Origin of the sequence: Pseudomonas linyingensis (assembly GCF_900109175.1) — a bacterium.
GTDB lineage: Bacteria > Pseudomonadota > Gammaproteobacteria > Pseudomonadales > Pseudomonadaceae > Geopseudomonas > Geopseudomonas linyingensis.
Genome location: NZ_FNZE01000006.1, coordinates 152,722 through 167,798 on the forward strand (window position 1 = coordinate 152,722; position 15,077 = coordinate 167,798).

Annotated in this window: 12 protein-coding genes; 2 read left to right on the plus strand and 10 right to left on the minus strand. The window is 61.5% G+C overall.

Annotation, left to right across the window (positions count from 1 at the left end):
• Positions 1-12: 12 nt before the first annotated feature.
• Entirely contained in the window at positions 13-1,590 is a 1,578-nt protein-coding gene (locus BMZ19_RS09375) for a DUF1800 domain-containing protein (protein ID WP_090310220.1), read from the plus strand.
• A gap of 1 nt (position 1,591) precedes the next feature.
• Positions 1,592-2,773 carry a DUF1501 domain-containing protein gene (locus tag BMZ19_RS09380; protein WP_090310223.1) on the plus strand — a complete coding sequence of 394 codons (1,182 nt, stop codon included), beginning with the start codon at positions 1,592-1,594 and terminating at the stop codon, positions 2,771-2,773.
• Positions 2,774-2,834: 61 nt separating this feature from the next.
• Here BMZ19_RS09380 and BMZ19_RS09385 read toward each other — a convergent pair whose 3' ends face one another.
• From BMZ19_RS09385 to BMZ19_RS22360, 10 genes are all read right to left on the minus strand, one after another.
• On the minus strand, positions 2,835-4,862 hold the full coding sequence (locus BMZ19_RS09385) for an acyltransferase family protein (protein WP_170847731.1): 2,028 nt from the start codon (positions 4,860-4,862) through the stop codon (positions 2,835-2,837).
• A 99-nt stretch (positions 4,863-4,961) separates the two neighbouring features.
• Entirely contained in the window at positions 4,962-6,137 is a 1,176-nt protein-coding gene (locus BMZ19_RS09390; protein ID WP_090310226.1) for a DegT/DnrJ/EryC1/StrS family aminotransferase, read from the minus strand.
• Between the two features lie 189 nt (positions 6,138-6,326).
• A complete protein-coding gene (locus BMZ19_RS09395; RefSeq protein ID WP_090310228.1) occupies positions 6,327-7,106 on the minus strand; it encodes a formyl transferase in 780 nt (259 codons plus the stop codon).
• Positions 7,106-8,077 (minus strand): polysaccharide deacetylase family protein, encoded by a 972-nt coding sequence (locus tag BMZ19_RS09400; RefSeq protein ID WP_090310230.1) that lies wholly within the window; start codon positions 8,075-8,077, stop codon positions 7,106-7,108. Before BMZ19_RS09400 ends, BMZ19_RS09395 begins: the two co-directional genes overlap by 1 nt.
• A gap of 75 nt (positions 8,078-8,152) precedes the next feature.
• On the minus strand, positions 8,153-9,163 hold the full coding sequence (locus BMZ19_RS09405) for a GNAT family N-acetyltransferase (RefSeq protein WP_170847732.1): 1,011 nt from the start codon (positions 9,161-9,163) through the stop codon (positions 8,153-8,155).
• Between the two features lie 53 nt (positions 9,164-9,216).
• Entirely contained in the window at positions 9,217-9,810 is a 594-nt protein-coding gene (locus BMZ19_RS09410; RefSeq protein WP_090310233.1) for a sugar transferase, read from the minus strand.
• Positions 9,807-10,934, minus strand: coding sequence for a glycosyltransferase family 4 protein (locus tag BMZ19_RS09415; RefSeq protein ID WP_090310235.1), 1,128 nt, complete (start codon positions 10,932-10,934; stop codon positions 9,807-9,809). Before BMZ19_RS09415 ends, BMZ19_RS09410 begins: the two co-directional genes overlap by 4 nt.
• A 153-nt stretch (positions 10,935-11,087) precedes the next feature.
• Positions 11,088-12,437 carry a phenylacetate--CoA ligase family protein gene (locus tag BMZ19_RS09420; protein WP_090310237.1) on the minus strand — a complete coding sequence of 450 codons (1,350 nt, stop codon included), beginning with the start codon at positions 12,435-12,437 and terminating at the stop codon, positions 11,088-11,090.
• 10 nt (positions 12,438-12,447) lie between these two features.
• Entirely contained in the window at positions 12,448-13,614 is a 1,167-nt protein-coding gene (locus BMZ19_RS09425) for a glycosyltransferase (protein WP_170847733.1), read from the minus strand.
• The gene (locus BMZ19_RS22360) at positions 13,611-15,050 is read right to left on the minus strand and encodes a hypothetical protein (RefSeq protein ID WP_170847734.1); all 1,440 of its coding nucleotides are present in this window, start codon (positions 15,048-15,050) and stop codon (positions 13,611-13,613) included. Before BMZ19_RS22360 ends, BMZ19_RS09425 begins: the two co-directional genes overlap by 4 nt.
• Positions 15,051-15,077 lie beyond the last annotated feature (27 nt).

Genomic DNA, 15,077 nt, shown 5'->3' on the forward strand with positions numbered 1-15,077 from the left:
AGAGCGGTTGCGATGGGCAAAAACCTCCTGCACTTCCTTCAGCTATTGCTTGCCCTGATTGGCTTGCAGGCGTTGGAGCTGGCTGCCGCCCCCGTCGCATTGGACCAGCCGATGAGCGAAGTGCAGGCCAGAGCCATGCTCTCCCGCTTCGGCTATGGCCCGACACCGCTCACGCTTGCCGCGACAACCGGGCAGACGCCTCGCCAATACCTGATGCGAGCGATTCGCGAGACATCGGCGCTGCCCGCGCCAGTCGACGCACTGGCGGACGAACTGGCCGGGGATCCCTTCGATACCGTCTGGAGCCGCTACGGTCCTGGTGGCAACGCGATCCCCCCTGCGGGGGATATCCCGGGTCGCCTGGCGATGAACCAGCGTTTCAGCGACTATGGCCGCCTGCAGGTCGAGCGTCGTCTGCTGGTGATGGCCAACAGCGACAATCCGGGACATGAGGCGTTGCTGTCGTTCTGGCTCAATCATTTTTCGGTGTTTGCCGGTAAAGGGCGGAACAAACTGCTGGTAGGCGACTATATCCGCAGCATGGCCGATGCAATGCAGGCCGATTCCTTCGAGGCCTTGCTGCGCGCCAGCTTCTTCCACCCCGCGATGCAGATCTATCTCGACAATGATCAATCGCTGGCCCCGGACTCCAGGCTTGGTCGCCACGCAATTAGCCGCGGCAAACGGATCGGCATCAACGAAAACCTGGCCCGCGAGCTGCTGGAACTGCACACCCTGGGGGTCGACGGCGGCTATGACCAGCGAGACGTACAGGCCCTGGCCCGTATCATCACCGGCTCGGATGTCTATCGCGCCGATGTCTCTGCGCAGGAGCTGGCACAAGTGGGTGCAGTGCGCCGCGGTTATTTCCTGTTCGACCCTCGCCGCCATGATTTCGGCACCAAGCGCTTTCTGGGCAAGGATTTTCCGGCCGGCGAAGGTCTGGCGGAAATAGATCGTGCCTTGCAGCTGATGACCGAGCATCCGTCGACTGCCCGGCACGTCGCCACCAAGCTGGCCCAACGCTTTCTCGACGATTCTCCGCCAGTGGAGGTCGTGGTAGCCATGACCGATGCCTTCCGCAACAGCGGCGGTCGGATCTCGGCAACCCTCTTCGCGCTATTCGAGTCGCCAGCGTTCCGTGCCTCTCTACAGGCTCCGAACAAGTTCAAGGAGCCCATCGACTATGTGCTGTCGGTGGCCCGTGCGGTGTGTGGGGATCTGCCCGTCAGCAACTCTCAGGCGCTGTTCGCCGCAGTCAGCAAGATGGACCAACTGCCGATGCGACGTACCACGCCCGATGGCTACGGGACGCAGGAAAAGGATTGGTTGTCTCCGCTGACAGTGGCGCAACGTATCCGCTTCGCCAGAGACGTAGCCCGGGGACGGGTGCAGTTCGAACAGCCGGGGACGACCGGCAGTCCCTCCCGTCGACAACTTGAACAACCATCGGGTTGCACGGCCGATCGACTGCGGATCGAGCAGGCGATCGGGGAACCTCGCGTGATGACACGGCGCTCGCTCCGCGGGCTGACTTCTGTCGAGAAGAGCACCTTGCTGCTGTCTTCTCCCGAGTTCATGAGGCGTTGATATGCCAATCGATCGACGCGATTTCCTGAAGGCAGCGTTGGCCTGCGGCGGCTTGTCGCTGGGACGTGCCTGGGCTTGGCAGGGAGGGGGCGAAGACACGGGCCGCCTGTTGGTCATCTTCCTGCGTGGCGGCCTCGATGGGCTGTTCGCCTTTTCTCCCGTAGCGGATCCGCAGCTGGCCTTGCTGCGCCCAACCTTGACCCGTGCCGTGCTGGCCCAGGGAGTTCCATTGGGGGATAGCGGCTTCGCGGCGCATCCCTCCTGTACCGCCTTGGCCGAACTCTTCCAGGCGGGCGAGCTGGCTTTCTCACCTTGTGCCGGCACCATCGATCAGAGCCGCAGCCATTTCCAGGCGCAGGATATCTTCGAGCTGGGCACCGGACGCACTCGAGGCCCATCCGGCTTCATGTCGCGTGCCGCCAGCGAGCTGGGCGAAAAGCACGACGCCATTAGCTTCACCAGCGGAATACCCCTGGCTTTCCAGGGCGCGGCGATGCCGGAAATTGCACCGCTCGAGTCGAGCAGCTTCAACCTGCCCTCCGGTCGCCTTCTCGAGGCTCTTCGCCAGGCGCATGCGGGTGAACCTACTGGCGAGGCCTTGGAGCAGGCGATCGCTACCGAAGCGACCGTTGCCTCCGCTCTGGCCGACGGCAGCATGGAGCGCTCCGCAGGCCGAGGGGCCGCAGCTGTTTCCCGCTTTGCGCGGATGGCGCGGAACATGGCTCGAGTTCTGCGCCACAATCCGCGTTTGCGCCTGGCCTTCGTTGATGTGGCCGGATTCGATACCCACGCCGACCAGGAGGACCTTCTGGCCCGTGCACTGGCCTCCTTGGGCGAGGGGGTTGTCGCCCTGCGCCAAGAGCTGGGCGCCAGCGAGTGGCGAAAAACACGCGTCCTGGTCTGCAGTGAGTTTGGTCGCACGGTGCGCGAAAACGGAACTGGCGGCACCGATCATGGTCATGGCGGCCTGCTGCTGCTGGCCGGTGGCGCAGTGCGCGGCGGCCGCATGCTGTCTGGCTTCGATGGCTTGGGCACCGCCCATCTGCAAGAGGGCCGTGATCTCCCGGTGCTTCTCGACTGGAGAGATGCGCTGTCCAGCACAATGCAGGACTGCTTCAACCTATCCGACACTGCCCTCGATCGGATCTTCCCCGACAGGCCAAGACAGCGCCTCGAAAGCTGAATGCAGCTTCCCGCTCGTTTCGTTTGAATCGGCATCCGGGTCAGCGTGGAGTCCGCAGACTTCAGCGCGTGAAGAGTTCCGGCACCGCTTGGGCCAGTCGCTCCTGCAGCCGGCCAGTCAGGGCGAGCACGTAGCGCGGGTTGAGGTGATGTCCGTCCCGGTACATGAGGAAGTCATGGGTGACGGTCAGGCACTGCTCAGCGGTGCACAGGAACTCGCTCATGTCCACTGTATGCAAGTTGCCGATTTCATCCAGGTACTCGAGCGCCGGGTCGCGCTCGGCCAGCGACTTGGCGCGCGGCTTGCTGCAGGTCAGCAGGTCATCCCGGTGGCGAGCCACACAGGTCGACGGGTCAAAGCCGAGCGAGGGGTTGTCGCGTATGCCGATCACCGGGATGCCCAGTTGCTCAAGGCGTTGCCACTGATCCAGGTAGGTCGGTGGCACGTACTCGAGGATCTTCGGGTTGGTGGTGCTGGTCGAGTTGGTGATCACCACCTGCGGGCGGAGGTCGGCGAGGGTTTCGATCAGGCGGCGGTTCCACTCGGCACACGAGGGATGGCCGCCCTCGGTGGCGCCAAACGGGCATTCCTTCTTGGTGATGTTGAGAACCCTCAAGCCGTTGGATTTGCCGATGCGGTCAAGGGCCGGTAGCCACTGGGTGGCATGCGAGCCGCCAACCAGCGCCACGGTGGTCGTGGCTTGGGTGTCGCCGTAGGCGCAGGAGACCACCTCGGGGCGGGTGATCTCCTGATGGCAGTTACCCTGATAGGAGGCTGGCAGGATCATCTTGGCGGTGATCAGGTGCGCTTCGGATAGCTGGCCTGTCCTGGCTTGCACCTGCGCTGGGGCGAAGTCCTCGGGTCCGATCAGCCGGGCGTTGCTGCCTTTCTCCTCGGCCACAACGTTGCGAATGTAGTAATTCCAGGTGGCGGCGCTGGCCAGTACCGGGCTGAGCAGCAGCAGGCCGATGAAATAGGGCACCCACACCCGACGCGAGGCGTATCGGTGGTTGCGGATCGGCTCCTCGACGAACCTGTGGGTCGCCATCGCCAGTACTATCGCCAGTGCAATGATAAGCAGGCCGTGGAGCAGGCCGAGGCGGCTGGTGCCCGTGTATTCCAGGGAAAAGGCCAGCAGCGGCCAGTGCCAGAGGTAGATGCCGAAGGAAATCTTGCCGAGGCCGGACAGGTGACGGCTGGCCAGCCAGCGGTTGGCGACGGACTGGACCGGGCCGCTGCCGGTGATGATCAGCGCGACGGCGGCGGCCACCGGGATCAGCGCGATGTAGCCGGGGAACTGGGCATCATGGGGGGCCAGGAAGCCGAACAGCAGCAGGGTAGCCAGCCCGAGCAGGCCGAACAGGTGGCGTAGCCCGTCGGCGATGCGGATGCGCGGCAGTAGCAGGGCGAGCAGCACGCCAGCGAAGAACTCCCAGACCCGTGCTGCCGGGTTGAAGTAGGAGGATACCGGCTCGCGGGCGGTCGTCACGATCGAGTAGAGCAGGGAAGCCAGGATCACCAGTCCGACTGTCAGGAGTAGCGGCGTGCGCGAGGCCGGGCTTGTCTTCCGGGCGATCCAGAAAGCCAGCATCAGCACCGGCGGCAACAGTGCATAAAACTGCACCTGGGTGGACAGCGCCCAGAATTGTTGGACCGGGCTGGGCGGAAGCTCGCGAGCCAGATAGTCGACCGAAGAGTGCATCAGGGCGATGTTCTCCAGGTTTAGCGCGCTGAACAGGATTTCCCGGATCAGCTGACTCCATAGCGGTTCGGGGACAATGAAGTAGCCGATGGCCAGCGTGGTCAGCAGTACCGTGCAGGCGCAAGGGGCAATGCGCTTGATCAGGTTGCCCCAGAAGATCAGCGGCCTGATCCGGTCGTGTTGTTGGATCTGGCGGATCAGCACGCCGGCCATCAGGAAGCCGGAGATCACGAAGAACACATCCACGCCTCCGGACACCTTGTTGATCCAGATATGGTAAACGGCGATCAGAATCGCGCTGATCGCCCGGATGCCCTGGATGTCGTCGCGGTAGGTATTCTGCGTGGAGGCGCTGGCGCGCGCATCGCTGTCTCCGGTCCATTTCATCGTTGCGCTGGGTCTGCTCTTGAGCATGGCTAACCTCTGGGTTGACTTTCGCAGGAGCGGCAGGAGTGCGCCAGACCGCCTACTCGGCGCACGATGCGGTCAGTAGGCGGCTTCGTCCATGACTGCGGTGAGCACCGCGCAGGTCTTGTCGATTTCCGCGTTGGTCAGTGTCGGGTGGACGAGGAACATCAGACTGGTCTCGCCCAGTTCGCGGGCCACCGGCAGGCGTTCGGTCGGGCGCAGGTTGGTGTTGTCGAAGGCCTTTTCCAGGTAGACCTCGGAGCAGGAGCCGTAGAAGCATGGCACGCCGCGCGCATTGATCTCGCCGAGGATGCGGTCGCGGTCCCAGCCGACGGCCAACTGCCCCGGTTCGACGAACAGGTAGCACTTGTAGGCCGCGTGGACGAGGTCGGCGGGAACGCTGGGGGTACGCAGGCCGCGCAGCTGACGGGCGCAGTTCCAGATGCGCTCGGCGTTGGCCAGGCGCCGTGCATGCCAGGCGTCGAGGCGGCGCAGCTGGATGCGGCCGATCACCGCCTGCACCTCCATCATCCGCCAGTTGGTGCCGAAGCGTTCGTGCAGCCAGCGAAAGCCCGGGGTGGAATGGGGCTGGTGCACCGCCTCCCAACTCTTGCCGTGGTCCTTGAGCGACCACATGGTCGACCACAGCTCGCGGCTGTTGGTGGTGACCATGCCGCCTTCGCCGCCGGTGCTGATGATCTTGTCCTGGCAGAACGACCAGGCGCCGACATGGCCGATCGTACCGACCGAGCGGCCCTTGTACTGGGCACCATGGGCCTGGGCGCAGTCCTCTATCACCTTGAGGTCGTGCTCGGCGGCCAGCGTCATGATCGAGTCCATGTCGCACGGCCAACCGGCCAGGTGCACGCAGATCACTGCACGGGTGCGCGGTGTCAGCACGGCGCGGATGGTTTCCGCGGTAATGTTCTGCGATTCGCGGTCTACCTCGGCGAACACCGGTACCGCTCCGGCATTGACGATGCTGGATACCGAGGCGAGGAAGGTGCGGGGCGTCACCACCACCTCGTCGCCCGTGCCTATCCCCAGTCCCTTGAGCGCCACGTCCAGCGCTACGGTGCCGTTCTCCAGGGCGATGGCGTATTCGGCACCGGCCCATTCGGCAAATTCCTTCTCGAATTGGTGGCATTCCTCGCCGGTCCAGTAGTTGACCCTGTTGGACAGGATGACATCGCGTACCGCATTTGCCTCTTCTTCCGTGAAGCATGGCCATGGTGAAAAGCTGGTATTCAACATGATGACCTGCTCCGCAATATTCAATTGAACGCTGTGCTGAGTCCTTGTTCGTGGTTTTTTTCGAATAATGATGCTGAAACCCTGATGGTGCTCCTCTCGGTTGGTTGCTTTGCCTATGGCGGCGAGTGCTTATGGAGGGAAAATTGCTTCGCCAGACAAGGCGAGGGTGGGGCTGAGGTGGGGGACTGGTTATTTCGCCCCGCTCCTGACCCAGTTGCCGAGGTATTCGAGCAGCGTCGGATGCGACCACAGCATGGAGGGAAGAACGCCTGGTTTGACCTGTATCTGGTTGTGCCGAATATCGTCGAGGGCTGCCTTGACGAGGGGGATTGCCTTGGCCAACTGGTGAATGGGATAGGTGTTGAAGTTGTCGCGGCTTTCCGGGTGGATGGTGTCCTGGTAGAGCACTCCACCGGTATCTATGCCTGGGTCGATCAGGTGCACGGTAACTCCGCAGTTTTCCCGATCGCCCCGGGCCAGTGCCCAGTAACCACCATGCACCCCGCGATAGCGAGGGGTGATGCCCATGTGGGTATTGATCACTGGGCATGAGATGGCTGCCAGGATGCTGGCCGAGATGATGCGGGTGCCGTTGACGATCACCACGTCGGGCCTGGCCGCCTCCAGCAGTTCGATGGTTCTGGGATTATTGATGCTGTCGACCCTGCTGAGGACTTCGGCGGGAAAGGCTGCATCGCTGATTCCGTAATCGGCCATCAGCTGGTGGATGCGTTCGGTGGAGGCCCGACTGAGCAGCCTGTTGTAGGCCATGAACAGCAGTTGTCCGACTACCTTGGCGGCGCCCAGCTTTCTAATCCTGCCGCGCAGCAGTGCGAGCGCTGATGGGCTGTCCTCGAGAATGATGCGCTCGATCCGCACGCCGGGGAGTTTTGCCAGGCTGTTGTAGAGGATTCGCGAGGAGCGTCCGTTGCCGCACAGCATGGTGACCCGGACATGTGGGGTTTCCATCAAGAGTTGCTCCCTAGCCGGCAAATCTCGCCCATGTTCAGCGAACGCATTCCGTATCTGCAGTTAAGGTCGCGGTAGTGTTCGGCGATCCGGGTCAGGAAATGGATATTCTGGGCGGTATTGGTGCCGAAATTGTGGGGGTGCCACCACAGATGGAACAGCTTGCCGTTGATGGCCGCATCGTTCATGGCTGCCTTGATGCGGCGCAGACGCAGCCATTCGAACTTTGCCAGATGCTTCGAGTAGGGGCGCAGAAAGCGGCTGGCCGGCAAGTTGAAAGGGGGGGCCCTCATGCACTCGGCGAGTTGATAGGTATTGTGCCCTGACAGGTTCAGGTAGGCATCGAGCAGACGAAGGGCGCGTTGCAGGCGGGTTTCCTGTGCGTCTGCGCTGGCCTGGTAGATCCAGCTCTGTTCGTTGCCGCGGTAACAACGGATGCCAAACTGGTTCAAGGTGGCCAGATAACTCGGGTTCCACTGGTTGCGGGGGAAAACGATGCTTGTCGTGGGTAGCCCCCTGGCCCGAGCTGTGGCGACGGCGGCGCTGATGTCCGCGGCGAACTGCTCGAGGGTCTGGCCCTGCTCCAGGCAGTAATAGTGGGAGAAGGTGTGGGTTCCGATCTCCTGTCCGGCACAGGCTGCGATCATGTCCAGCAGGTCGGGAGCGAAATGGTAGGCTGCTTCCAGGCAGTCGCTCGACTGGATGTAGGGATAGGGTGAGAGCACGTTCTGCGCGTAGCTGGGCAGGAGGCGAGGCAGGTTCTGCGTCAGGTTTTCCCTGCTGTCGAAAAACAGGAAGCCCACCGTTGCCCAGGTCGCGTGGACGTCGTGCTCGCGGAACACCCCCAGCATCGCGGGCACGGCCTGCCTTACGCCGAGCAGGTTGCGCCGATATTGCTCGATGCTCCGCTTGTCCCTGACGCCCCAGTACAGCTCGAAGTCGAGTGACACGGTGAAGATTCCTTCTGGCATGGCAGTCTCCCGGTCTTGCAGGCCCAGGCCTTGTAGATGCCGCTGTCAATCGCCTGCATGTCCGCCCTGGCGGGTTCAGTGAAGTGCAGCCCGGTATCTGGGGAAATAGCTGGTTTCGATGGCGACACTGGCGGAGAGCCGCTGGTATTCGTCGGGGTTGATGACCTTGCGGATCACGCGAAAGTCGCAGGTCTCGCTGGAGAAGCCGGCCTTGAAGCGGAACAGGGAGTCCTCCTGGCTGCCATGGCCGCCACCGAGGCAGAAATGCCTGTAGCCCATGCGGCAGGCATCCTTTCGCACCGTGTCGAACATCAGCTTGGTTGGCGCCAGATGGGCGAAGCCCGGAGCCGTGCCGCCGAGGTGGTATTGCACGAATTGCCCGCAGAACACGAATATGCCGCTGCAGATCACCCTGTCCCCGAGGGTGCAGGAATAGACGCGGGTATCGAAGGATCTTGCCGCCAGCAGCCCCTGGTAGTAGCTCTTCGGGAAGAAGTAATAGGGTGCGGCTTCAACCGAGCGCATGGTCGCCTCGTAGTTGGCCATGAAGTCGGCCAGGCTGCGCGCCGAACTTTCCGGCTGGCAGACCACCCCGAGCTGTTCCAGCCTGCTGATGTCCCGCCTGTGGTTGGTACGGTACTCGTTGCGCTGCTCCTGCTCGGAGCGGTCGAGGGAGATGACGACGACACGACCGCAGTGGGAGTAGGCGTCCTCGCCGAGGATCTCGGGGGTAAGGAAGGGGTGGCATCGGGAGAACAGGCTGACATAGCCCCGCTGGAACAGGTGCGAGAGCAGGGCATCCCAGAGGCCAGGCACCTCATCGCGGTTGATCAGCCCGTAGGTCAGCGGCGAGGGGTAGCCGTAGACCGAGCTCAGGTCGCGCAGCGACGAGCCCGCAATAGGGCGCGACAGCAGGGGGAAAAGAATGCCGCCATGTTGTGCGCGCACCTCGAACAGCCGCGGATCGCCTTCGCCATTCTGGCGAGAGATCTGGTGGAAATCCCAGGTGTGATAGAAGTCGTGGCAGGATGCCTTCAATAGCGCTTCCTCCCACTCGTTCTTGCCGGTGAGCTCGTTGATCTTCATTGCGTGGTGGTTCCAGGCTGAGATTTCAGAGCGCCCACGTTCTGCGGGCTGTGTCATTTGGAGCCGGTGAACTTCGGCATGGTCGCTTCGCCTTGGGCGCTGATGCCCTCGCGCGCCAGGACCTTGTGCAGTGTCAGGCCGAGGATCTTCAGGTCCAGCCAGAACGACTGGTGGTCGACGTACCAGACATCCAGGTGGAACTTCTCCTCCCAGCTCAGGGCATTGCGGCCGTTGACCTGAGCCCAGCCGGTGACGCCGGGGCGGACACTGTGGCGGCGAAACTGCTCCTGGCTATAGAGCGGCAGGTACTCCATCAGCAGAGGCCGAGGGCCGACCAGGCTCATGTCGCCCCTCAGCACGTTCCACAGCTCCGGCAGTTCATCCAGGCTGCTGGCGCGCAGGAAGCTGCCGAAGGGCGTCATGCGCTCGCCATCCGGCAGCGGCTCGCCGCGCGCATCCACGGCATCGCGCATGGTGCGAAACTTGATGATCTCGAAGGGCACGCCGTTGCGCCCAGGGCGCCACTGGCGGAACAGCACCGGCGAGCCGAGCCGGCGGCCGGTCTGCCAGGCGATGATGGCCATGACCGGTGCGAGCAGCAGCAGGCCGCAGGCGGCGGCGACAATGTCGAACAGGCGCTTGCTCATCGGATGCCCATCTCCCGCAGCATCACCGCGTTGACGCGGCGCACGTCGTATTTTTCCTCGGCAATCAGCCGCGAGCGACGACCCATTCTCGCGGCAAGGTCCGGATCTTCGACAAGGCGCATCATCACCGCGGCCAGCTCGCTTACTGCCTTCACCGGCACAAGGAAGCCGTTGTCTCCGTCGATCACCGTCTCGCGGCAGCCGGGGGCGTCGGTGGTGATGATCGCGCGTCCCATGGCCATGGCCTCCAGCACCGTGCGCGGAGTGCCTTCGCGGTAAGAGGGCAGAACGTAGACGTTGCAGTCGGCGATGATGGGGCGTACATCGTCGAGCTTGCCCAGGTAACGGATGACGCCCTCCGCCTGCCAGGCGTCGAGCTCCGCCCGTGCGATGGCGCTCGGGTTTTCGTCGATCCAGCCAACCAGGCTGAACAGGGCCTCGGGATGCCGGGCGCGCACCAGACGTGCCGCGGCAACGTACTCACGCACGCCCTTGTCAGCCAGCAGCCTGGCGATCATGAGAAAACGCGGGGTTGGCGGCAGCGGGGCGGGGGTGTACTCGTCGATATCTACGCCGGAGCCGTTGACCACGAACGACGGGACCGTGGGGGAGAGAATCTGCTGCATGCGGAACAGGGCCTGATCATCCGGGTTCTGGAAGAACACCTTGTGCGAATGGTTCAGCGCCAACCCGTAGAGCCATTGCACCAGCGAGCGCAGTAGTGCCCGTTCATCAGCGTCGTTGCCCTGTCCCTGGAAGCTGTAACCCAGCCCGGTTATCAGGGCAAAACGATTGGGAACGCTGGCCAGCCAGGCCGCCAGTGAGCCGTAGATCACGGGCTTGATGGTGTAGCCCAGCACACAATCCGGGTGTATTTGCCGCATCAACCGGTGCAGGTGGAGGAGGGTGACCAGATCGGTGAGCGGATTGGTGCCGGTGCGCTGCATGGGGATGCTGTGAATCTGCAGGCCCCGGGCCTCCAGCTTCTGGGCGATCGGGCTTCCCAGCCTCAGTTCCGGAGCTCCCACATGCACGTTATGGCCTTGGGCGAGCAAGGCATCCAGTAGCGGGCCGCGAAAGGAGAGCAGCGATTCGGGGTAGCTGGCGAGCAGGAGGAATTTCATGCGCGTTCAGACCGTTTGGGGGCCGAGGCATAGCCAAGCCGGTCCCAATGACTGAAATTCAAGTCACCGTGGCTTGTCTGGCGGACTCGAGTGATTTTTAGGGGGAAAAAAGATGCGATGAAGCTGCTGAGTACGGTGTCGATCTTGTTTGGCTCAGATGGCCATGGAGTTCTTCAGTATCCTGAACTTCCCACTACGTTCCCTGGGGATTTCCGGAACCCGGACGATGACGATCTTCATGTCTGCTCCCAGGCGCTGATGGAGCGCGTTCGTGAATTTCGCCTCCTGAAGCGTATCGAAACGGTTTGAGCAGACCATCTTGACGGTTACTTCGTCGTGCCTTTCCTGCAAGAGCTGGAAGCACTGAATGCCTTCGACGCCTTTTGTGCAGTTGCTGATGTTGCCGGAGGCAATGCGACCGCCATCAACGGAGAGAACGAAATCGGTTGAGCGGCCGTCGATGTGTTCGACCACCGGGAAGCAAGACCCGCAGGAACAGGCGAAGTCATCCGGGGCAAGCCTGATCCTGTCCTTGATTCGATAGCGGATCAGCGGTGTGCCATGGGTGGTGAACGAGGTCACCAGGATTTCGCCCTCGCGGGCGGGGCGCATGTTCTCGTCGATGACCTCGAAGATCCCCGAAAGCGGGTGGATATGCATGGAGCCGTGAAGGCACTGGAATATGAAAGGTGCTCCCTCGGATGAGGCGTACTGGTCGACCAGCGGGCAGCCAAAAGTCTTCTCCAGGACTTCTTTCTGCACGTCCAAGACTGTTTCCGCGGTAGAGAAGTAGGCTTTCAGATGACCCTTGAACTCGAGGTTGCGCTCCAATGCCATTCGGCACAGATCGTAGACGCAGGTGGTGATGCCGACTATGTATTCCGGATCGAACTCCGTGAGGGCTCGCCAGTAGGCATCGAAGTTCTTTTCGGAGATATGGAATGTGGAGAAGAAGCGGATATGGTTGATATGGTCGTCACGGAAAAATGTGCCGCGAGTCAGGTCTCTTTCCTGGATCAAATTCTTTCCGCTGAACCACGCTACCCTTTTTCCAAGAGAATATCCGTAGGTTGCCCGGAAGGTGTCGATGAGGGCAAAGCGCTCCTGCATGTCGGCGTGGGTGTATAGCACCTTCATCGATGAGCCGGTGGTTCCGCCGGTCAGGTTGACGATGGCCTGGCTTTCCTTGATGGTCGCTATCCTGTCGAGATTCTCCATGACATCCCGTTTTTCCAGTATCGGGAAGTCCTTCAATTCCAGTCCCTTGCAGGGGGCGTACCATGCGGAGCTTTCCGTAGCATATTTCAGAAAGGCCGCAAGCTTCCTTTGCTGTTCTGCATGGATCTCGCTCGCGCTGAGTCTTGAGCAGTTTTCATAAAATTCGCGCATGCTGGCGTATATGCCAGCATGGCGCTTGCGGTACAGGTTGGTATTGTAGAGGCTGATGGCGATATTCTGGATCGGCATCGGAAGGATTTGCTGGATGATTTCTTGCGCTGTCATGATTCACCTGTTAGATCAGTGATTCTTTCCAGAAGTTGTACCTTATCTCGTCAAGGTTTTTTCTTTCGTAGATTGCTGCAGTTTCATAGGCGTTTCGTCCTGCCTTCAGGTATTCGTCTGGCTGGAGTTCGAGCAGTCTTTCCATTATGGCGCTCAGCCCGGTGTGCTCCATGTTCGCGAAGATGAACGACTCGGGTAGAAGTTCCGGAATCCCGCCCCTGTCACTACCGGCCGATGGCAGTCCCCGCGACATGGCTTCGATCAGCGAGCGGGGCAATCCTTCCGAGCGGCTCGGCTGGAGATAGAAAGTTTGCTGATCGAGCCATTCGAGAACCTCGGGCGACGAATTTCTGGTGCCATCGAAGTAGACCTTTTCCGCTACTCCCAGGCTGCCTGCCAGATCCTCAAGGTGGGCGTGATCGCCGGATCCGAGTATGTGCAGCTCGCAGTCATGGCCCTTGCCGATCAGCAGGCTCAGGGCTCTTATGGCAATGTCGACGCCCTTGTAGTTGGTCACCATCGAGCCGATCAGGCCGAAGCTCTTCCTCTGCTTGTTGAGCTTTATTCGCAGGACTTCCTGAACGTCCGACCAGGGGGCAAGGGTTATATTCACGTTCGATGCCGAAGCGGACAGGCCGGTGCATGGGTAGAGTGCCTGGAGCGTTCTTCGGGTGACGTATATGCAGGCTTGCGATCGGGCTATGGCCCGCCTGACTCTCAGGGAAAGCAGCGGCGCATACAGTCTTGCATAGAGCTTCTTGTGATGGGCCAGGGCGGTCAGTGGGTCGCCAACCAGTTCGATGGAAAACTTCTTGCCAAGCCTTCTGGCGATCCTGATGGCCAGCAGGCCGATTTCGCTGGGCAGCCTGACGATCAAATGGTCCGCCAGGCCTATCTCGCGCTCGAGTATTTCCCGGGCCAGGGGTCTGTTGGTCAGGACATGTGTCGGCGAGGAGATGCTGGGCACCCTGACGAAGGCAACCCGATCACGCGAAGAAAGCACGCCGGCAGCCGACTCTTCGTCATGCATGCGCGCGGTGACGATGAGTTCTTCGGCAAACTCGAGGTAGCGGCCCCAGTTCTCGGCCGGGAAGCCTCCCTGAGAGTAAACCTTGCCGTCGGCAGCTTTGGCGAATCCGCCGTCATAGGCAAAGACAACGCGCGATAGTTTTTTCATGACGGAGTCATGCTTGTGATGGGCTTCGGTCTTATGGAAATCAGGAAGATCATCAGGAAGGCCATGAAGCCGTTCTTCATGATGAAGAAGACCAGGTTGTCGGAGTCGGAAAGTATCAGCACAAGGCAGCCGTTGGCGATGAAGGGGATCAGCAGGGTTCGCGGATCCTCGGCCTTGAGCCGCAGGCAGAAGCTGTCGATCTTGCCGATCAGCATGCCGGCGCCGATGAACAGCAGGATGGGCAGGGCCGGGCCGAAGTTGAGCAGCCCTTCGCCGTAGAGTCCGAACACGCGGCTGTTGCGTATTCGCCCGTAGGACAGTACCGGGTCGATGGTTCTGCCGTAGAAAAGCTCGGCCCCCGCCGTATTCTTCGAATCCGGGAATGGGTTGTCCATCCATGGCATCACCTTGAACAGCGAGTTCAGGTAGGTGGCGCCCAGCTTGACGTTGTAGCTGTCCGAGTCGAAGTACTCGTGGAGGATGTAGGCGTGTACCGTGGATCTAGAGAAGTCTTCGAGGAGTATGCTTGCGATGGGGTTGCCATCGAATCTCCCAGAATCCTCGACCGTGTACTCGCCGCTGAACGCTTCGACGCCGAAGCTCTTGTAGACCGCATAGCTGACCATGAAGGCCATCAGGAAGGCCGTGCCGATCAGATAGTGCCTGAGCTTGAGCTTGAAGTAGACCAGGTGGATGATCCCGGCCGCCCAGAATATGCCCCAGATGGTGTTGCTGCGGCTGCCGCGGAAGCCGCCGAAGAGCAGCTTGAGTAGGAAGAAGGCGATCAGCAGGCCATACACCAGCCATATTCTCTCGCGCACCTTCTCCCGGTCGGTGAAGAGCACGAACGAGATGAGCAGCAGGATTGGAAAGGCTTCGGCCAGCATGAATATCGAGCCCAGCCCCTTGAAGGACTCTTTCTGTTCGGTCCACTCGACGAGGTAGCCATATACGCCGCCGAAGCTGACGAAGATGTATGCCTGGACCAGCAGGGTGAAGGTGAGGAAGGCTAGCGAGACGACGGGGAGCATGCTCCGGTTGACCTCCCAGGCCGGCAGTGGCTCGAGATTGTTGTCGGAGCCCAGCAGGATGCCGGTCAGCAGGGCGATGGCGCAGGCGGTATAGATCCAGGACGTATGGATCAGCCAGGGCTCCCACTCGATGTTCTTCGGCGCGTAGAGGATGAACTTCTCCCACACGATGCTGGCCAGCGGCGAGATGGCCAGGCCCCACAGCAGGACCAGCGCTACCAGCGGCGCGGGATGGAAGATGGAACCGCCCTGGGCCACGCTGCGGAAGATAATGAAGAACAGGATCGTGCTGGTAATGGCGATCTGCGGGAAGAAGTTGACCGCCTGCAGCCCGCCGTACAGCAGGCAGGCGGTGGTCGTCGCCAGTCCGGCAAAAATCGCCTGGTTGATGGGGTTCGTTTTCAATTTCGGCATCCCTGTGCGAGGTTCGAG